This window comes from Nocardia sp. NPDC049526, from assembly GCF_044465765.1.
In the GTDB taxonomy this organism is placed as follows: Bacteria; Actinomycetota; Actinomycetes; order Mycobacteriales; family Mycobacteriaceae; genus Nocardia.
Map to the genome: position 1 here is coordinate 628,389 of NZ_JBITMA010000002.1, position 18,586 is coordinate 646,974.

The window sequence follows — 18,586 nt, forward strand, 5'->3', positions numbered from 1 at the left end:
CGACACCGGGTGCTCGGATAATTTTCTCACAACTACCGAGGTGATCCGAATACTTTCGGAAATAGCGCCGAAATCAGGTCCCCGGAGCAGCGCTCGTCGGAGATGATCACAGCGTGACCGAACAGCGAGTCGACCTCGAGGAGCGGTTCCGTGCCGAGCTATCGGCATTGGAGCCGCGGCCCAGCCGTCCTGTCGAACAGCCGCTCGAGGGTGTCGGGCTCACCGGAGCCCAGTGCCTGGACCTGTTCGAATCTCAGGCGACCAGTAGGCATCTCGATCTCGCGGCGCGCCGGTTGGGCAGTGCCAAGCGCGGCTATTACAGCATCGGGTCTTCCGGGCACGAGGGCAATGCGGCGGTGGCGGCGGCTCTGCGCCCCACCGATCCGGCGCTGCTGCACTATCGCTCCGGAGCATTCTTCGTGCACCGGGCCAGGCAGGTGCCCGGTCTCGACCCGATCCGGGATATGCTGCTCGGCGTGGTCGCGGCTGCCGCCGAACCGATATCCGGCGGCCGGCACAAGGTTTTCGGCAGCAAACCGGCCGCGGTGATCCCGCAGACCTCCACCATCGCGTCACATCTGCCGCGCGCCGTCGGGCTCGCCTTCGCGATCGAGCGCGCGGCACGACTCGGCGTCGCCTGCGAATGGCCCTCGGATTCAGTGGTGCTCTGCAGCTTCGGCGATGCGTCGGCGAATCACTCCACCGCCGCCGGTGCCATCAATGCCGCGATTCACACTGGGCGCCAAGGGGTTCCGCTGCCGCTGCTGTTCGTATGCGAGGACAATGGCATCGGCATCAGCGTCCCGACGCCGCCCGGCTGGATCGAACAGTCCTACGGCATCCGCCTAGGGCTGCGGTATTTCGATGCGGACGGCTGCGATCTCCTCGACGCCGCGACAGCCGCGACCCAGGCGGTCGACTGGGTGCGCGAACACCGCAAGCCTGCCTTCCTCCACCTGAGCACCGTACGACTTATGGGACACGCCGGATCCGATGTCGAATCCGCCTACCGCGACCCCACCGATATCGCGGCCGACCTGCGCCGCGACCCGGTGCTTGCAACCGGCCGTCTCCTGGTCACTTCCGGTGTCGCCACCCCGACCGAAGTCATCGCACGCTATGACGAAATCGGCGGACGAGTCGTTGCCATGGCCGAATTGGTTTGCCGCGAACCGAAATTGACTTCCGCCACTGCCGTGATGGCACCGTTGGTCTCTCGGCATCCGGACCTGGTTCAGGCCGATGTCTTGCGTCGAGGACACACGGTTACCCAAGGTGACTCGGCGACATTGGCGCAGGCGATCAATCAGACGCTCGCAGCGCTGCTCGACCGGGACAACGACATCCTGGTATTCGGCGAGGATGTCGGCCGCAAGGGCGGCGTGTACGGCGTCACCAAGGGGCTGCAGAAGCAGTTCGGAGTGCGCCGTGTCTTCGATACGCTGCTCGACGAACAGAGCGTGCTGGGCACGGCTCTGGGCGCCGGGCTGTCCGGATTCGTGCCGATTCCGGAGATCCAGTATCTCGCCTACGTGCACAACGCCGCGGACCAGTTGCGCGGAGAAGCCGCCACACTGTCGTACTTCTCCCAGGGGCAATACCGGAATCCGATGGTCGTCCGCATCGCCGGTTACGGCTATCAGAAGGGGTTCGGCGGCCACTTCCACAACGACAATTCCATTGCGGCACTGCGCGATATCCCGGGCTTGGTCATCGCCTCCCCGGCTCGCGCCGATGATGCCGCCGCCATGCTGCGCACCTGCGTCTCCGCCGCTCGCGTGGACGGCCGCGTGTGCCTCTATCTCGAACCCATCGCCCTCTACCACACCCGCGACCTGCACCGACCTGGCGATAATGCCTGGCTCGCAATACCTTCCGACACCGACCATATCGCCATCGGCCGCGCCCGCAGCTACGGCGACGGCAGCGACCTCACCATCGTCACCTTCGCCAACGGCGTCCCCATGAGTCTGCGTGTGGCCCAACGCCTCTCATCTCGTGGCATCCGAGCTCGCGTTCTCGATCTCCGCTGGCTGTCCCCCCTGCCCCTCGACGACCTACTTCACCACGCCCGCGCCACCGGCCGAGTCCTCATCGCCGACGAAACCCGCCACAGCGGCGGTGTCTCCGAATCCCTCTGCACCGCCTTGATCGACGCCGGTTTCGACGGCCCTATAACCCGCGTAACCAGCGAAGACTCCTTCATTCCCCTGGGCCCGGCCGCCGCTACCGTCCTCCTCGACGAATCCCGAATCGAATCCGCCGCCACCGAACTCGTCACCCGCTAACGTTGCGGACCGCGCGTCACTCGCCGACCCCTCGTATCGGCGAGTACCGCGCGCCCGCTGGAACCGTTATCGCCGCAACCTCAGCACCGCTTCCAGGATTTCTCGCATCGACGGCCGAAACCTGTTGTGCGGCTCGTGGATCCAGCGGCGAAATCCGCGCCGCTCGTCAGCGGGAGACGGCAGCACAATGCATTTCGACGCGACGCCGATATTCCAGCGCAGCAATGCGGGCGTCAGACTCTCCGGACACGGTCCGGACGGTCCGGTCAGAAAGGTCCACCGCCGCGACGCCGGATGCTCTATCACCGGCCCCAACGGCCCTTGCTGCTCCGCGACGACTTCCGTTGCCAGCCTCGAGGGCATCATTACCGCACTGACCGGTCCGGTCTGCACGATGATCCGTGTCTCGGTCTCGGGCATGATCACCGCGGGCAGTCCCAGATCGCGTTGGTAGTGCCGACAGCGCTGCGCGGTTGTCTCTGCGCTACTGGGCATTTCGCACCATCCGACGATCGTTCGTGGCTGTCGCCATCCGACGCCCCCTCAAACCGCGACGCAGGGGACGGTCCTCGATGACAGCCACTGCCTCGGCGTGCCGTGATATCTTTGGTGTGGTAATGCTAGCGTGATTATCACGCTCCAGGAAGTGAATCGGATGAGTAGCGTCAGACCGATACGCTGGGGAGCCATGGGAACTCGATTACGGACCGCGCGAAAATTGTTGCTCGGCCGCGAGATCGAGCATATGGTCCGCACCGCGGGGGTCAGCCAGACCGAGGCCGGCAAAATCATCGAGTCGACCCAGAGCCGAATCAACCAGCTGATCAACGGAGTCGGCGCCATCAGCGTCGGCGACCTCGAACTCCTCACGACCACACTGGGTTTTACCGATCCCGGTTATGTCGAAACGCTCAAGGAACTGCGCCGCGACAACCACAAGCGCGGCTTCTGGACCACCGGCCATCGCCGCGCCTACGTCGAGGACCTGCGACTGCTCGTCGATCTGGAGGCGCATGCCAGTCTGTTGCGCACCGCAGAGGCGGAGATCATGCCTGGACTCGTCCAGTGCGAGTCCTACATTCGCGCACTGCACCAACCGGTCACTCCGGTCGCGGCTGATCGCGTCACCGTCGAGGAGTCGGTGCAGGCGCGGCTGGCGCGGCAACAGGTCCTGACCGAAGCGGACCCGCCGGAGTTCCGCGCGATCCTGTCCGAATCCTGTCTACGCCGCGAATACGGCGGCCGCGAGGTGATGCTCGAACAACTCGAACATCTGTCGAATCTGTCCAGACGGCCGAACATCCTGATCCAGGTCCTGCCATTCACCGTCACCACTCGCGGGGCGGGGATGGAGGACCGGTACACCCTGGTGCGGGTGCCGTCGCCGGGTGCCGCGGGCGACCTCGAGATGGCGATCGTGGAGAGCCAGGGCGATATCCGCTACATCGATGACAAACCCGCGGTGGCCGCCCGCGAAACCGTATGGTCCCGGCTCAGTGCCGCAGCTCTCGGCGCCGCGGACTCCCGGAAATTCATGGAGCACGTCGCACGATCGTTCCGCCGCAAGACATTCACCAGTACTTGACGAATCAGGAGCATCCGGATGTCCGCCGACTTCGAGCCCCGTGAAATTGATGCGAGCCGACCATCCGCCGCTCGCATGTACCACTACTACCTGTCCGGGGAAGCCGTCTTCGAGGTCGACAAGATCTTCGGTGAGCGACTGTTCGAGATACTTCCATTCCTCGATGTGTGGGCGCATCACAACCGCGGATTCCTGCGCCGCGCAACACGATTCATGGTGGAGCAGGGCGTCCGGCAATTCCTCGATATCGGTTCCGGACTCCCCACCGTCGGCAATACGCACGAGGTCGCGCGGGAATCCGCGCCGGATTCGCGCGTGGTCTATGTCGACAACGATCTGGAAGCGGTCAATCGCGCCCACGACCTCCTGCTGCACGGCGATGCCCTCGACAACACCGCCATCATCGAGGCCGATCTGCGTTATCCCGACCTGATTCTGGACCATCCGGAGACCCGTCGACTGATCGACTTCGAGCAGCCGCTCGGCCTTTTGATCGTCAGCGTCTGGCCGTTCGTACGCGATGCCGACCATCCGCACGAGCTGATGGCGCGTCTGCGCGACCGGCTCCCCTCGGGCAGCTATGCCGCGATGACCCACGTGTCCCTGGACGACGCCGGTCCGGAGATCAAACAGCAAATGGCCGCGGCCGCCGCACTTTATGACGAGACCTCCGATCCGGTGTCCTTGCGCACCCGCGCCCAGTTCACCGCGCTCTACGACGGCCTGGACCTGGTCGAACCCGGTATCGCCTACGCACCGGACTGGCGCCCGGACCAACCGGTCGACCGGGCAGATACGGCGCGACCGTGTAATTTCGCCGCCGTTGGCTATAAGCCTTGAAGGACGAGCAACGGGTCTGCCAACCCCGTGCGACTCCTGCTTTACCGTTGAAAGGACATGCAATGACGCAGCCCACCTTCACTGTCGCCGAATTCCGTAAGGCGACCTTCAGCTCGCCCAACCAGAATTGCGTGCGCATCGCACGTAAGAACGGATGGACTGCGGTCTGGGACGACAAGCTCGCCGACGAGCGCTATACGCCCGGAATGTCGTTGCCCGACAAGGAAATTCTCGTCTTCACCGACGAGCAGTTCGACGCTTTCCAGGCCGGAGTGCGGGCGGGTTGCGTCGAGGATCGGCATCTGGCGATATCGCGCCGCGACGGCGGATACGTTTTCCGCGCCGCCGTTCCCCAGCCGATCGATGGCGTGGAACTACTCTTCGACGAAGATGAGTTCGATGCCTTTCGACAGGGTGTGCTGAACAACGAATTCGATTGCGTGCGATTCATCGCGGCCTGAGATCTATCCCGGTGGCGCCGACCGATCCGACACGCGGTAGCCGACTTCCGGCGAATCCGATTCGGTCGCGCCACCGGGGAAATACAGTGGACATACGGTGACCAGCGGCGAAAGGGCACGGCTATGACCACGATGTCCATGCTCGGCGAGGTACGACCCGAACACGATCGGGCGATCGAGGACGGCCGGGTGCTACTGCACTTTCTGCGGTCGTTCCGCATGCCCGTACTCGACGTATGGTCCGCCTGCGCCGAACGCCGGCAATTGGATCGCTGGTTCGGCAAGGTCACCGGGGGCAATGGCAACCTGACCATCGAACCGTTCGACGGTCCGGTTCCCGGCCCCATCGCAATCCGCGTCGAAGACTGCCGCGCACCGCATGATCTGGTGATCCATATCGATGGCGGCATCCTCGAAATGCATATGACCCAGGTGGGCGTCGTCACCAATCTCGAACTGATCCGCCGCCACATCTGCCCCGCCGACGCCTGCTCGGTCGGCCCGCGCTGGCAGTACCTGCTGGATCGGTTCACCGCCTACCTGGACCGACGCCCCTTGCCCAGCTGGGCCGACTACCCAGAATTGACCAACGAATACCGCTGACCCGGCTATTGCGTGAGGGCCGGATTCGGGACCAGATCGCGGAGGTGGCTCGTGATCAGAGCGTTGACCTCGTCGGTGCGTTCCAACTGCACGAGGTGACCCGCGTCCGCGATCTTGGTGACGCCGCGCAGATCGGGAACGTTCGCACGAAGAGTTGCGAGCGGGTCGCGCCCGCTGAAGCCCTCCATATCCGGATCTCGGTCGCCGTAGAGGAAATACGTCGGAACGGAGATCTCGGCGCCGGCGAATTCGGCGGTGAGTTCCCAGTTCCGATCGAGCACGCGGTACCAGTTGAGACCGCCGGTGAAGCCGGTGCGCTCGAAATCCTGTGCCAGGGTGTCGAATTCGGCGATGGAGAGCCACCGCCACGGCAGCAGCGGGGCTTCGGGGAGAACATCCAGGTAGCCGGTGCCCTCGGCCGGGAAGTGCCAGGTGTCGAGATAGTGGTAGTCGGCGCTGAGCGAGAAATAGACGCGAGCGAGGAATTCCCTTGTGCGACCGCCCAGTTCGGCATCGGCTACCCCCGGCTTCTGGAAATAGTCCAGATGCAGGAAGTGACGCTGTGCGGCCTTGGCCCACAGCTGCGATGGCGCGCGCGGCGGCCGCGGGGCGAACGGATTATTGAGCACGATGACACCGCTCACCCGTTCCGGCACGCGCAACGCCAGCTCCCACACCAGCGCGGCCCCGAAATCCAGACCGACGAAGACTGCCTGCTCGGCACCCATCTCGTCCAGCAGGCCGAGCAGATCGCCGATGACAGCGCGGTTGGTGTAGTCCTCGATATCGGTAGGCACATCCGTGCGCCCATATCCGCGCAAATCCGGCGCAACGGCCCGGTAACCCGCCCCGGCGACGGCCGCGAGCTGGCGATGCCACATGAACCAGGTATGCGGAAAGCCGTGGCAGAAGATCACCGGATGCCCCTCGCCCTGTTCGGCGACATGCATGCGAATGCCGTTGCTCGTAACAAACCGATGGATCAATTCCACTACGGCCTCCATTAGCTAGAACGTGTTCTTATTTCACGGTAATGTCCCGGGATCGTGAACGGAATACCTCAGGTTCTAGGCGGCCGGGTCGCGGTGGTAACCGGCGCGAGCCGCGGCATCGGCAAGGGCATCGCGCTGGAGTTGGGCGCGGCGGGTGCCACCGTCTTCGTCACCGGGCGCTCGGCCACACCGGGACGCCTGCCGGGAACCGTGCACGCGACCGCGGCCGAGATCGACCTGCTCGGCGGCGTCGGGGTTCCGGTCGTCTGCGATCACCGCGACGACGATGCGGTCGAGCGACTATTCGAGCGGATCCGCAACGAGCACGGACGACTCGATGTGCTGGTGAACAACGTCTACAACGCCCCCGCAGCGGCGCGTTGGCTGGGCAAACCGTTCTGGGAGGTGCCGCCGCAGGCCTGGGACGAGACATTCGACGTCGGCCTCCGATCACATTACGTCGCAAGCGTTTTCGCGGCTCCCCTGCTGATCGAATCGGCGGGCCTGATCGCCAATATCTCCTCCCCCGGCGCCGAGCGCTATATGCACAACGCGGTATACGGCGTCGCCAAGGCCGCGCTGGACCGGCTCACCTCGGATATGGCCGACGATCTCGCCGAGTCGGGCGTCACGGTGGTCTCGCTGTGGCCCGGAATCGTCGACACCGAACTACTACAAATGGTTCCACGCGACAAGGACGGCCGCCGCGTCGTCACGCTGCCCGGTGAGGGCACCTACGACCTCGACAACGCCGAATCCCCCCGCTTTCCGGGCCGTGCCGTCGTCGCACTTGCCGCCGATCCGGAACGCAGCCAACGCTCCGGATCGGCTTGGCGCATAGCGGATCTCGCCGAAGAGTACGGTTTCACCGACGTCGACGGCCGTATCCCGCGCAACGACTGAGATTCAGACCAGGCTCAGGAAGCGCTGCACCGATCGCAACGGCGTCGGCTTGACCCGCCAGGTCAGATAGATATGCGAGCGCGGCGCATCCACGATATCGACATAGACCACGCCCGGATGCGGTGCACGAGAGCGCGCCAGCACCGGAACGATCCCGATACCGCGTTCGGCCGCGACGAGTTCGATCCATTCGTCGAAATTCGTGCAGGTGATTACGGTGCGGTTCGGATCGGGCGCATCCCATGATTCGGCATTGGTGGTGCCGGAAACGGTATTGGCCACCAGCGGAAAGTGTGCGAGATCGGCCCAGCGCAGCTCGACCGCGGTTGCCAGCGGCGAATGCACCGAAACCGCCAGCACCCGCTGCTCCGAACCTATCTCCCGGGATTCGAGATGGTGCGGCAGCCAGATATCGTTGCGGTGGATGGCGATCTCGATCGAGCGGTCGTCGAGTGCCGCCATCGGATCCTCCACGCGGCGTAGCGAAATCCGGCCGCCGAGCGCCTCGTAGCGGGTGCGGATCGCGGCGAACCAGGCATCGGGCAGCAGCCAAGAGAATCCGACCTCGATCGTGGCGCGCATGCGCAGATCCGCCTGGACGGTCTCGATATCGCCGATGATGCGCCTACTGTGTTCGAGCAGCTCGGCTCCCTCGTCGGTCAGCTCGAAGCGCCGGGACGTGCGCTCGATCAACCGGCATTCGACCAAGCGCTCCAACTGCTGGATGGTTCGGGTCAGCGCGGGTTGGCTGAGGTGCAGCCGGGCGGCGGCGCGGGTGTAGTTCGCTTCCTCGCAGAGCGCGACGTATGCCCGCAGGTGCCGCAGCTCGATATCCATGCGTCGAGCGTATACATCGTGCACAGAAAGCATTTCACAGGCTTGTCGACGGGCCATACCGTCAGATCTTGTGACCGCATCAGCTCTCCTCGACACCCCGCGCCGCACCCTGGCACCCACACTCGCCGCAGGTGCGGGCCTCGCCGGCGCCGTCGGTGTCGGGCGCTTCGCCTACACACCGCTGCTGCCCGCGATGGTGGACGCGCACCGCATCGACGCACACGATGGCGCGCTCATCGCCGCCGCCAACTACGCGGGCTATCTGGTGGGCGCGGTGCTGCTCGCGCGTCGTCCGGAGATGAACAGCCGCACTATCTTTCGCATTTCGGTCGGGGTCCTGGTGGTCAGCGAAGCATTGGTCGTATTGCCGGGCCCGACCGTGCTCCCCGCACTGCTGCGATTGATCGCGGGCGTGGCAAGTGCGGTGATCTTCGTCGGCTGCGCGGGCGCGATCGCTCGACTCGGTGGCCGCACGCACGCTGCGGGCATCGCCTTCGGCGGGGTCGGTTTCGGTATCGCGCTCACCGGATTGCTCGCGCTGGCCGCGCAGCCGGTCTTGTCCTGGCAGGGCCTATGGCTCGGTGCCGCCGGACTGACCGCCTTGCTGCTGCTGCCCGCCTTCCGATTGGATATTCACGGCCGGCGAAGCACCGAGGCGGTCCGCGCGAACCGTACGAGTACGGCTTGGCGCGCGCTGCTCATCTCCTACTCGCTCGAAGGCGTCGGCTATATCGTGATCGGCACCTTCTTGGTTGCCGCCGTCGGCGCGCACAACGCGACCGTGGGCTCGGCGATGTGGGTGATCGTCGGCGCGGCTGCCGTACCGGCGGCGCTCTGGAGCATTGCCGCACATCGTTGGACGCCGACGACCACTCTGGTCCTCGCGCTACTCGCGCAGTGCGCCTCGTCGGCCCTGCTCGCCTGGTCGACGGCAATGTGGTCGGCGATAGCCGCGGCGGCGCTGTTCGGCGGGACGTTCATGGGCATCTGCATGCTCGCGATCCAGATCGGCATCGAATTGACCGACCACCGAGCCGCGGCCACACTCACCGCGGTCTATGGCGCGGGGCAGATGCTGGGTCCCATAGTCGTCGCACCGGTAATCGGCGACGGCTATGCGATGGCTTTCGTAATCGCGACCCTCGTGCTGGCGGCGGCGACAGCGGCAGCCGTCATCGTCGCCAGACAACTCAGGCGAACTTGATCTCCAGGCCGATGCCGAGGATGGCGATGAGCCAGATCATGCCGGTGAAGATGGTGATGCGGTCGAGGTTCTTCTCGACGACGGTCGAACCCGACAGGCTGGACTGCACGCCGCCACCAAACAAGCTGGACAGACCTCCACCCTTGGCGCGGTGCAGCAGCACCAGCAGCACCAGCAGCACGCTGGTGACGATCAGGAGGATATCCAGGAACATCCGCATGCCGGACAGTCTATGGGTGCGGGTCGGTGCCCGCATAATCACCCCGGCTCGACGCGACCTACGGTGTGTCTACCGCGACCAGGTGCGTGGTGGTGTCCTGACCGATCATGAACTCCGCGACAGCGCGTTCGCGCAGTTGGTCCTGAGCGGTCAGCCGCACCTGATGCTGGTGCATATGCTCCGACCAGGAGCGCACCACGAAGGCCTCGACATAGCGATCGACTACCCCGACGTCGCGGTACAGCCGCCATTCCATCGCGCCGGTGCGCTGCATCGACCGTCCGACGAACACCATCGCGGCCAGGAATTCCTCGACCTTCTCCGGCGGGACATCGTAGGTGCGCAACACCAGCACCGGCCCGTCCTCGGGATCCGGTTCGACCACGAGCTGCGGCTCCGGCCAGAAGGCGCTCGGGCTCAGATCCAATTCCTCCGCATTGTGGCGGATCGGCAGCCAGACCGAACTCAGCGCGGAGCCGGCCAACAGCACCGCGGCCGCCAGTAGTGCGGTCACCGGCCCCACCGCACCCGCGACCAGACCCCACACCAGCGAACCGAGTGCCTGGCCGCCCATGAACACCAGCATGTACACCGACAACCCGCGCGCCCGCACCCATGCGGGCAGCAGCAGTTGCATGGTCGAGTTCATCGTCGACATCGCGAGCAGCCAGGCGAATCCGGCCCCGACCAGCAGCACCAGCACTACCGGCACGCTGTGCAGCACCGCCGCGCCCGCCGAGGCGATGCCGAACAGGACAGCGGCCGCGGTCAAGCGCTGCGTGGGTGTCAGCAGGGCACGGACCCGCCCCAAGCCGACCGCACCCGTCACCGCGCCGAGCCCGAGCGCGCCGAGCAGCAGACCGTAGCCCGATGAGGACAAGCCGAGTTCGTCGCGGGCGATGACCGGAAGCAGCGCCCACACCGCGCTCGCCGGAGCGATGAACAGAATCGAGCGCAACAGCACTCGCCGGATCGCGGGCGCGGCGCGAATGAACCGGGTGCCCGCCTGCAGCGCCGCCAGCGGGCGTTCACTTGGCAGCTTCCGTTCCTTCGCCGGTCTTCGCCAGCTGAGCAACACCGTCACTATGCCGACGAACGACACCGCGTTCAGCGCGAACACCAGCGTCGGCCCGGACACCGAGACCAGTACGCCCGCGATGGCCGGCCCGACTGCGCGCCCGATATTGATATTCATGCTGCCCAGCGCCGCGGCGGACGGGATCTGTTCGCGCGCAACGAGTTCCGGCTGAATCGCCTGCCAAGACGGCGCCGTCAAGGCCTGCCCGCACCCGAGCAGGAACAGTAACGTCAACAGCACGCCCGGAGTGGTGTGCCCGGTCGCCGTCGACACCGCCAGCACCGCTGCCAACACCGCCATCGCCGACTGCGCCCCGATCAACAACCTGCGCCGATCCAACAGATCCGCCAACACCCCCGACGGAATCGACAACAACATCACCGGCAATGTCGTCGCCGTCTGCACGAATGCCACCAACGTCGCAGCATTGGGCGCATCGACCAGAATCCACTGCGCCCCAACCGTTTGCATCCAGGTACCCAGATTCGAGACCAACTGTGCGATCCAGAGCGCCCGATAGATTCGCGACCGTAACGGCGCCCAGGTGGATAAAGGTGTCGTCGCATCGGCAGTGGTCACTGGCCCGAGCATAGCTATGGGTCGAACTACGTGCCGTTCGCCATTGGTGCAGATCTGGTGACTACGACCTCGGTGCGGTTCGGGGCGGCACGGTGGCAGGCCGGGGCTGCTGGTACTCGACGAGCGGGATCGGCCGCCGCAGATCGACCATGGTCGCCAGCGGGATCGGATGTTCACGCTCGATGATCGGCCCGACTTCCGGTGCGCCGATCGAGACCGTCACAGTGCAGTTACCAGGGCCCAACGCCGCGAGCATGCCGTCGCGAACGGTTGCAACGAGTGGCCGAACCAGCACAGCGACACAGAGTTCGAGCTCGAACTCGCCCACCTGGCTGCCGTCGACGGTTACCTCGAGGCGCGGACAGCAGCTCCGAGTGACCTCGTGTTCGAACAACTCGACCTGCTCGACTCCGCCCGCGCGGGTTCGCATCGCCGCACTGTGCAGCCGCTGGTAGCGACGCCAACCCGCGACCGCGACCCCGCCGAGATCAACCTCGAGCAACCCGTCCACCGCCCTGGCCACCTCACGCAGCGCCGCCGACCGCAGGACCTCGGTAGCGACCGGTGTTCTGCGCAAAGCCAGTTGCTCGACACCGCTCGCGCCCAGGCGCTCGGCCAACTGCCCCTCGACGACCTCACGCGCCACCTGTCCGAACAACACTGCCCGAGCCGTTATCGATATCGGCCTCGTCATCGCGAAACCTCCCTGATGTGCAGCTGCGGCTCACCGTCACTCAGCCGAACCCGAACAGCCGGAACAGTGGGACGCATGAATTCCCGAGTATGAATCGACGGCCGCAGGTCCCCGGCCACCTGCACGCGTACCAACGGCGGGCGCGGATCACGGTGGTACGCGCGCGACCGATCGGCTGCCTTACGCCGCTGGCGCAGTGCGAGCGTCGCGACACCGACGGCGAGGAAGAACAAGCCGATTCCCAACAGTGCACGGAAGTGGTTGCCCCGCTGCGAATCCACCGCTGGCCCTGCGGTCGTCGCGTCGGATGTTTCCGCGACAGCTGCTTGTGTGGTGGTCGTAGTGATCGGCTTGGTGGTCGTGGTCGTGGTCATGGTGGTGGTCGTGCCGGAGCGAGGGTCGATCGTGATCTGCCGGACTGCAGATGCCTCGCCACAAGCGGCGCTGATCGTCTGCGGGCCGGTTGCGGCCTGATTGGACACCGCGATGGAAGTGGCGAACGCCCCCTGGGAGACCGACGCGTTCTGCGGCGAACCTGACCAGCTCGGGGTAAGCCGGACCAAGTTACACGGCCAGTAACTGCCGTTCACTGCGATCTCTGTGCCGCGTTCCGCGCGGGTTGGCGCAACATCGAAAGTGGGATCGGGACGCGGACAAGTCTCCCCCACCGCCGAACGAGCCGTAGTGCAGGGCCCCGCCTGTCCCGCGGTTGTCGAAGATGTGGTCGGCGTAGGTGTAGTTGTTGTGGGCGCCGACACCGCCATCGGTACCGCCACCGCGCCGAGCACAACTGCCGCGGCCGCCGCGACAAGGAACGCTCGCGGATCGCTTCTCATTGGCTACCTCTCCGAAACGCGGATCGCCGAGCATCGATCCGTGCTCCGGAATCAGTCTGTGTCCGCCCCCCACACACCGACACGAGTAACCCACTACCTGTTTCAACGGTCGTAGCCGCCGCAACGGCCAGCTGAGTTGCGCTGTTTCCAGCCGTGACGGCCGTACCATCGGCTACATGGCGGCTACAACGGTGCGCGTCGGGGTTCTGCTGGCTATGGCGGCCGGTCTGTTGGCCGGGTGTTCGGGGGACGATGAGAAGGAGAACAAACCGGCGGGGTCGCCGATGGGGCGCACATTTGTCTCGACCGGGGTCGAGGGGCAGCAGATTCCGGGCGGCGGACCGATGACGCTCACCTTCACCGATGGCAAGATCTCGGCGAACTCCGGCTGCAATACGGCCGATGGCACAGTGGATCTGACCGATGGGATCCTGCATATCGGCACGCTCTCGAGCACCCTGATGGCCTGTCCGGATGAACGGAGCCAGGCCGATAGCTGGCAGGACAAAGTGCTGACGTCGCTGCCCAAATGGCGGGTCGACGATTCGACACTGACGCTGACCGCAAAGGAAACAACGGTCACGTTGCTGGACAAGAAGGTCGCCCAACCCGACAGGCCGCTCAGCGGCACGACATGGATCGTCTCCGCCCTGATGACGCCCGATGCGCAGGTCCGTTCCCAGACGCTGGACGATGTGAAGCCGACGCTCACCATCGCGGCGGACGGTGGGGTCGCCGGAAGCGCCGGATGCAATCGCATGACCGGTCACGCCACCGCATCGCCTACCGTCAACGGCCCGGACGTGATGTTCCAGATCGGCACCACGAAGATGGCGTGCGCGCCGGAGATCATGGAGGTCGAGCAGGCAGTGCTGAAGGCCCTCGACGGCAAGACAACGGCGACCATCGACGCGGACACGCTGATCCTGCGCAATACCAACGGCTTCGGCCTGACCCTGCGCGCGGCATTGCCGTGAACCAAAACGCCTCCCGCACACCGGATCTCCGCCACCCGGACCGCAAACGCACCTGGCATACCGAGATCGGCCTGTGGCCGGATCTTCCGTCCGCCCACATCGAGAAGCTGCCCGCGCCGCCGTCACCGGTAACCCTCGTCCGCTACGCCGAGCTCTACACCGCCGCGGGCCGCATCCGCCGCACCGAACACGGCGGCCTGGATATGGATACCGTCGCCGCGCTACTCGCCGCACGCGACGAATTCCTGCACACCACCTTCACTTTGGGCTTTATCGACCCCGACGGCGCACTCCTGGCCGAATGCTCGGTCGGCATCTCCGATACCACAGCCAAGCTGTACATCGTGCACGCCACCAAGCAGCCCGCCGAACTCGCCCACCTCCTGCGCGGCACCCTGTACCGGTTACATGTGCATTATCCGGACGTGCGGACCGCCGAGATCTCGATGGACCCGCACGACGAACCACTCGAGCTGGCACTCACCGCCAGCGGTTTCATCGTGAATCACCTCTGATCCCGACTACTTCCGGGTCAGGATCACCCGGTCCGCAATCCGCTCCGTCTCCCCGGGCGGGGCGAAGTAGAGCTCCATGGTCACCCGATCGGCCGACTCCGGCTTGATCACCGTCCGCATCGGAATCGTCTTGCCGACGAATTGCGGACCGAGCACACCCGGATCGGTGAACTCCCCCGCCACCTCGATGTCGGCGGCGCTGCCGCTGGCCTTGGCGCCCTTGTAGATCATCATCATCGGCGTCACGCTGTCCACCGTCGACCATTCGTAGCGGTCGTCGGTCGGCGAATAGCCGAGCGTGCCGAGCCGGTAATACGGCTTGCCACCGAAGGTGCCCTCGGCCTCCTCCTGCATGAAGTTATTGCCCGTCTTGCCGATCCAGTGCCAGCGCGAGGTGATATCGCTCTTGATCGGATTGTCCGCGGTACCACCCTCGATGAATGTCGACTTCACGCCATTCCATTCGCCCACCAGCTGATTCAACTTCTGGTGCCCGGCATCCTGGTTGGTGGGAGCCGCCGCGGAACTCGATATGGTTTCCACCGGCGAGGGGGAATCGTCGGAGCATCCGGCCCCGAACGCGGTGAACGCCATGAGCACAACCACCACCAGTGCGCGCGCCTTCGTTGATCTCACGTGAAAGTCCTTGTCGGCCTACGGATCAGAGACCCGAACAGCATCGCACCCCCAGCACCGGTATTCCTCGCCCCGAGCGGGAAGCCCGACGCGAATCAGCCCGGCATCACGCGATCGGGCGTGCTACCGGGCTGATTCGAACACTCCACCCGTCAGGGCAGCGGACCACCAGCGGCAATCGCGGACAGCGTGGCGAATTCGTCGCCCTTGAGCGACGCACCGCCGACAAGCGCGCCGTCGATATCGGTCTGCGCGACCAACTCGCCGACGTTCTTGGCATTCACCGAACCGCCGTAGAGCACCCGCACACCCGCCGCGACCTCGGGCGAGGACAGTTCGACGAGCTCCGCGCGAATCGCACCGCAGACTTCCTGCGCATCGGCGGGGGTGGCGACCTTCCCGGTGCCGATGGCCCAGACCGGCTCGTAGGCGATGACGATCTTCGAAATCTCTTCGGCCGTCAGACCTTTGAGCGACCCACGCAACTGCTCGAGGTTGTACTCGACGTGGGTCTTCGCCTCGCGGACATTGAGCCCCTCGCCGATGCACACGATCGGGGTGATCCCGTACTTCAGCGCCTGCTTGGTCTTGGCCAGCACGGTGGCGTCGTCCTCGGAGTGGTACTGCCGCCGCTCCGAATGGCCCACGACCGCGAAGGTGCAGCCCAGCTTGGACAGCATGGCGGCGCTGATCTCGCCGGTGTACGCGCCCTCGTCGTGCGTCGAAACATCCTGCGCACCATAGGTGAGCAGCAGCTTGTCACCCTCGACGAGGGTCTGCACGCTGCGGATATCGGTGAACGGCGGAATCACCGCGACGTCGACCTTGGCGAAGTACTTCTCCGGCAGCGCGAAGGCGATCTTCTGCACCAGGGCGATGGCCTCGAGGTGGTTGAGGTTCATCTTCCAGTTGCCCGCGATGAGCGGTTTGCGTGCCATGGTTCAGTCCTCCAGTACCGCGATACCGGGCAGTTCCTTGCCCTCGAGGTATTCCAGGGATGCGCCGCCACCGGTGGAGATGTGCGAGAAACCGTCCTCGGGCAGGCCGAGCGCACGCACGGCCGCGGCCGAATCGCCACCGCCGACAACAGTGAAGGCACCCTTGCCGGTCGCGGTTACGATCGCCTCGGCGACACCCCGGGTACCCGCGGCGAAGTTCTCGAACTCGAATACGCCCATCGGGCCGTTCCAGAACACCGTCTTCGCCTCGGTGAGCAGTGCTGCGAACCGGTCCACCGACTCGGGACCGACATCGAGTCCGAGCCAGCCGTCCGGAATCTCGTGGGCGGGCACCACCTTCGAATCCGCGTCGGCCGCGAACTTATCCGCGACGACGATATCGCGCGGCAGGTGGATGACATCCGCGTAGCGCTCCAGCAGGCCCTTACAGGTCTCGATCATCTCCTCCTGCAGCAGCGAGCCGCCGACCGAGAGCCCCTGTGCGGCAAGGAAGGTGAAGCACATGCCGCCGCCGATCACCAGGGTGTCGACCTTGGGGGCGAGTGCCTCGATGACGGCCAGCTTGTCGGAGACCTTGGAACCGCCGAGCACGACCGCGTACGGGCGCTCCGAGTTCTCAGTCAGCTTGGCCAGCACCTCGACCTCGGCGGCGACCAGTGTGCCCGCGTAGTGCGGCAACAGCTTGGCCACGTCGTAGACCGAAGCCTGCTTGCGGTGCACCACACCGAAGCCGTCGGAGACGAACGCGCCATCATCGCCGACCAACTCGACCAGGGCCGCGGCCAACTTGGCCCGCTCGCCATCGTCCTTGCTGGTCTCACGCGGATCGAAGCGCACGTTCTCCAGCAGCAGAACATCGCCGTCGGTGAGGCCCTCCGAGCGCGACAACGCGTCGTAGCCGACGACGTCACCGGCCAGCTGGACATTGCGGCCGAGCAGCTCGGCCAACTTCACCGCGACCGGGGCAAGGGAGAATTTCGGATCCGGCTCACCCTTCGGACGGCCGAGATGCGCCGTGACGACCACCTTCGCACCGGCCTCGACCAGTGCCTTCAGCGTCGGTACCGAGGCGATGATGCGCCCCGGGTCGGTGATCTCGCCGTTCTCGTCGAGGGGAACGTTCAGGTCGGAGCGCACGAGTACGCCCCGACCCTCGACACCCTCGTTCAGCAGGTCCTGGAGTGTCTTGACTGCCATGCGCGTCAGAGCGACTTGCCGACGAGGCCGATGAGGTCGGCCAGGCGGTTGGAGTAGCCCCACTCGTTGTCGTACCAGGAGTACACCTTCACCTGGTCGTCGATGACCTTGGTCAGCGGCGCGTCGAAGATCGACGAGTGCGGGTCGGTGACGATGTCGCTGGACACGATCGGGTCCACGCTGTACTTCAGGATGCCCTTGAGCGGACCCTCGGCGGCGGCCTTGAACGCGGCGTTGATCTCCTCGACCGTGGCCTTCTTGGCCAGATCCGCGGTCAGGTCGGTGATCGAACCGGTGGGGATCGGGACCCGCAGCGAGTAGCCGTCCAGCTTGCCGTTCAGTTCGGGCAGCACCAGACCGATGGCCTTGGCGGCGCCGGTGCTGGTCGGCACGATGTTCAGCGCGGCGGCGCGGGCGCGGCGCAGATCCTTGTGCGGGCCGTCCTGCAGGTTCTGGTCCTGGGTGTAGGCGTGGATGGTGGTCATCAGCCCCTTGACGATGCCGAATTCGTCGTTGAGGACCTTCGCCAGCGGACCGAGGCAGTTGGTCGTGCAGGACGCGTTGGAGATGATGTTCTGGCTGCCGTCGTACTTGTCGTCGTTGACGCCCATCACGATGGTCAGGTCCTCGCCCTTGGCCGGCGCGGAGATGATGACCTTCTTGGCGCCGGCGGCGATGTGGCCCTTGGCCTTGGTCGCGTCGGTGAAGATGCCGGTGGACTCGACGACCACGTCGACACCCAGGTCACCCCACGGCAGCGCGGCCGGGCCCTCCTTGATGGCCAGCGCCTTGATCCGCTGCTCGCCGACGACGATGGTGTCGTCGCCGTCCAGCGACACGTCCTGCGGCAGGCGGCCGAGGATCGAGTCGTACTTCAGCAGCGTAGCGAGGGTCGCGTTATCGGTGAGGTCGTTGACCGCGACGATCTCGATGTCGGTGGTGCCGAGCGCCTTCTGCGCCTCCACCGCCCGGAAGAAGTTACGTCCGATACGGCCGAAGCCGTTGATGCCAACCCGGACAGTCACGTTATCGCTCCTCAGCTTTCAAGCGGATTCATTCCGATGCCATGACCACAGTAGTGCCCGGCCGTCACCTCTCCGACACGCACCTGGCATTCGGGACGGCGGGGGACCTGCGCAGACGCCCGTGCGTGTGGTTTCGGCGCACAATTGCGACGTCCTC

General features: G+C 65.4%; 20 protein-coding genes. 9 read left to right on the forward strand and 11 right to left on the reverse strand.

Annotated elements, in window-relative coordinates; translation table 11 throughout:
• The first annotated feature begins 113 nt into the window (after positions 1 to 113).
• Entirely contained in the window at positions 114 to 2,288 is a 2,175-nt protein-coding gene (locus tag ACIBW7_RS07500) for a thiamine pyrophosphate-dependent enzyme (protein WP_397045092.1), read from the forward strand.
• 66 nt (positions 2,289 to 2,354) lie between these two features.
• On the opposite strand, the gene ACIBW7_RS07505 is transcribed toward ACIBW7_RS07500, so the two are convergent.
• Positions 2,355 to 2,783, reverse strand: coding sequence for a hypothetical protein (locus ACIBW7_RS07505; RefSeq protein WP_397045094.1), 429 nt, complete (start codon positions 2,781 to 2,783; stop codon positions 2,355 to 2,357).
• 193 nt (positions 2,784 to 2,976) lie between these two features.
• Here ACIBW7_RS07505 and ACIBW7_RS07510 point away from each other — a divergent pair, with 193 nt between their 5' ends.
• The 4 genes from ACIBW7_RS07510 (at position 2,977) to ACIBW7_RS07525 (ending at position 5,777) form a co-directional block, all read left to right on the forward strand.
• A complete protein-coding gene (locus ACIBW7_RS07510; RefSeq protein ID WP_397045096.1) occupies positions 2,977 to 3,873 on the forward strand; it encodes a Scr1 family TA system antitoxin-like transcriptional regulator in 897 nt (298 codons plus the stop codon).
• A gap of 18 nt (positions 3,874 to 3,891) precedes the next feature.
• Positions 3,892 to 4,713, forward strand: coding sequence for an SAM-dependent methyltransferase (locus tag ACIBW7_RS07515; RefSeq protein WP_397045097.1), 822 nt, complete (start codon positions 3,892 to 3,894; stop codon positions 4,711 to 4,713).
• A 62-nt stretch (positions 4,714 to 4,775) separates the two neighbouring features.
• Positions 4,776 to 5,174, forward strand: coding sequence for a DUF397 domain-containing protein (locus ACIBW7_RS07520; protein WP_397045099.1), 399 nt, complete (start codon positions 4,776 to 4,778; stop codon positions 5,172 to 5,174).
• Between the two features lie 123 nt (positions 5,175 to 5,297).
• Positions 5,298 to 5,777, forward strand: coding sequence for a hypothetical protein (locus ACIBW7_RS07525; RefSeq protein WP_397045100.1), 480 nt, complete (start codon positions 5,298 to 5,300; stop codon positions 5,775 to 5,777).
• Between the two features lie 5 nt (positions 5,778 to 5,782).
• Here ACIBW7_RS07525 and ACIBW7_RS07530 read toward each other — a convergent pair whose 3' ends face one another.
• Positions 5,783 to 6,769, reverse strand: a complete 987-nt coding sequence (locus tag ACIBW7_RS07530; protein ID WP_397045102.1) for an alpha/beta fold hydrolase — start codon at positions 6,767 to 6,769, stop codon at positions 5,783 to 5,785.
• A 54-nt stretch (positions 6,770 to 6,823) separates the two neighbouring features.
• Between ACIBW7_RS07530 and ACIBW7_RS07535 the strand changes: the two genes are divergently transcribed.
• Positions 6,824 to 7,672: an SDR family NAD(P)-dependent oxidoreductase gene (locus ACIBW7_RS07535; RefSeq protein WP_397045104.1), complete on the forward strand. Its 849-nt coding sequence runs from the start codon at positions 6,824 to 6,826 to the stop codon at positions 7,670 to 7,672.
• A gap of 3 nt (positions 7,673 to 7,675) precedes the next feature.
• On the opposite strand, the gene ACIBW7_RS07540 is transcribed toward ACIBW7_RS07535, so the two are convergent.
• Positions 7,676 to 8,509 (reverse strand): LysR family transcriptional regulator, encoded by an 834-nt coding sequence (locus ACIBW7_RS07540; RefSeq protein ID WP_397045106.1) that lies wholly within the window; start codon positions 8,507 to 8,509, stop codon positions 7,676 to 7,678.
• A gap of 70 nt (positions 8,510 to 8,579) precedes the next feature.
• Here ACIBW7_RS07540 and ACIBW7_RS07545 point away from each other — a divergent pair, with 70 nt between their 5' ends.
• Complete coding sequence (locus ACIBW7_RS07545; RefSeq protein WP_397045108.1) at positions 8,580 to 9,713, forward strand: YbfB/YjiJ family MFS transporter; 1,134 nt, start codon at positions 8,580 to 8,582, stop codon at positions 9,711 to 9,713.
• Here ACIBW7_RS07545 and secG read toward each other — a convergent pair.
• From secG to ACIBW7_RS07565, 4 genes are read right to left on the reverse strand one after another with little or no spacing between them, the layout of a single operon-like run.
• A complete protein-coding gene (secG, locus tag ACIBW7_RS07550) occupies positions 9,700 to 9,933 on the reverse strand; it encodes a preprotein translocase subunit SecG (protein ID WP_040692092.1) in 234 nt (77 codons plus the stop codon). The genes ACIBW7_RS07545 and secG overlap by 14 nt on opposite strands.
• Positions 9,934 to 9,991: 58 nt before the next feature.
• Entirely contained in the window at positions 9,992 to 11,602 is a 1,611-nt protein-coding gene (locus ACIBW7_RS07555; protein WP_397045111.1) for an MFS transporter, read from the reverse strand.
• A 49-nt stretch (positions 11,603 to 11,651) separates the two neighbouring features.
• Complete coding sequence (locus ACIBW7_RS07560; protein WP_397045113.1) at positions 11,652 to 12,284, reverse strand: hypothetical protein; 633 nt, start codon at positions 12,282 to 12,284, stop codon at positions 11,652 to 11,654.
• The gene (locus ACIBW7_RS07565; RefSeq protein ID WP_397045115.1) at positions 12,281 to 12,658 is read right to left on the reverse strand and encodes a hypothetical protein; all 378 of its coding nucleotides are present in this window, start codon (positions 12,656 to 12,658) and stop codon (positions 12,281 to 12,283) included. Before ACIBW7_RS07565 ends, ACIBW7_RS07560 begins: the two co-directional genes overlap by 4 nt.
• A 638-nt stretch (positions 12,659 to 13,296) precedes the next feature.
• Here ACIBW7_RS07565 and ACIBW7_RS07570 point away from each other — a divergent pair.
• Positions 13,297 to 14,097: an META domain-containing protein gene (locus ACIBW7_RS07570; protein ID WP_397045116.1), complete on the forward strand. Its 801-nt coding sequence runs from the start codon at positions 13,297 to 13,299 to the stop codon at positions 14,095 to 14,097.
• Positions 14,094 to 14,612, forward strand: a complete 519-nt coding sequence (locus tag ACIBW7_RS07575) for a hypothetical protein (protein ID WP_397045118.1) — start codon at positions 14,094 to 14,096, stop codon at positions 14,610 to 14,612. The genes ACIBW7_RS07570 and ACIBW7_RS07575 overlap by 4 nt, the downstream gene beginning before the upstream one ends.
• A gap of 6 nt (positions 14,613 to 14,618) precedes the next feature.
• On the opposite strand, the gene ACIBW7_RS07580 is transcribed toward ACIBW7_RS07575, so the two are convergent.
• The 4 genes from ACIBW7_RS07580 to gap all read right to left on the reverse strand — a co-directional run bounded on the left by ACIBW7_RS07580 (position 14,619) and on the right by gap (position 18,429).
• Positions 14,619 to 15,248 (reverse strand): DUF1579 family protein, encoded by a 630-nt coding sequence (locus ACIBW7_RS07580; protein WP_397045119.1) that lies wholly within the window; start codon positions 15,246 to 15,248, stop codon positions 14,619 to 14,621.
• Positions 15,249 to 15,400: 152 nt separating this feature from the next.
• Complete coding sequence (gene tpiA, locus ACIBW7_RS07585) at positions 15,401 to 16,186, reverse strand: triose-phosphate isomerase (protein WP_397045121.1); 786 nt, start codon at positions 16,184 to 16,186, stop codon at positions 15,401 to 15,403.
• Between the two features lie 3 nt (positions 16,187 to 16,189).
• On the reverse strand, positions 16,190 to 17,404 hold the full coding sequence (locus tag ACIBW7_RS07590; protein ID WP_397045123.1) for a phosphoglycerate kinase: 1,215 nt from the start codon (positions 17,402 to 17,404) through the stop codon (positions 16,190 to 16,192).
• A gap of 5 nt (positions 17,405 to 17,409) precedes the next feature.
• Complete coding sequence (gap, locus tag ACIBW7_RS07595; protein ID WP_330256512.1) at positions 17,410 to 18,429, reverse strand: type I glyceraldehyde-3-phosphate dehydrogenase; 1,020 nt, start codon at positions 18,427 to 18,429, stop codon at positions 17,410 to 17,412.
• Positions 18,430 to 18,586: the final 157 nt, after the last annotated feature.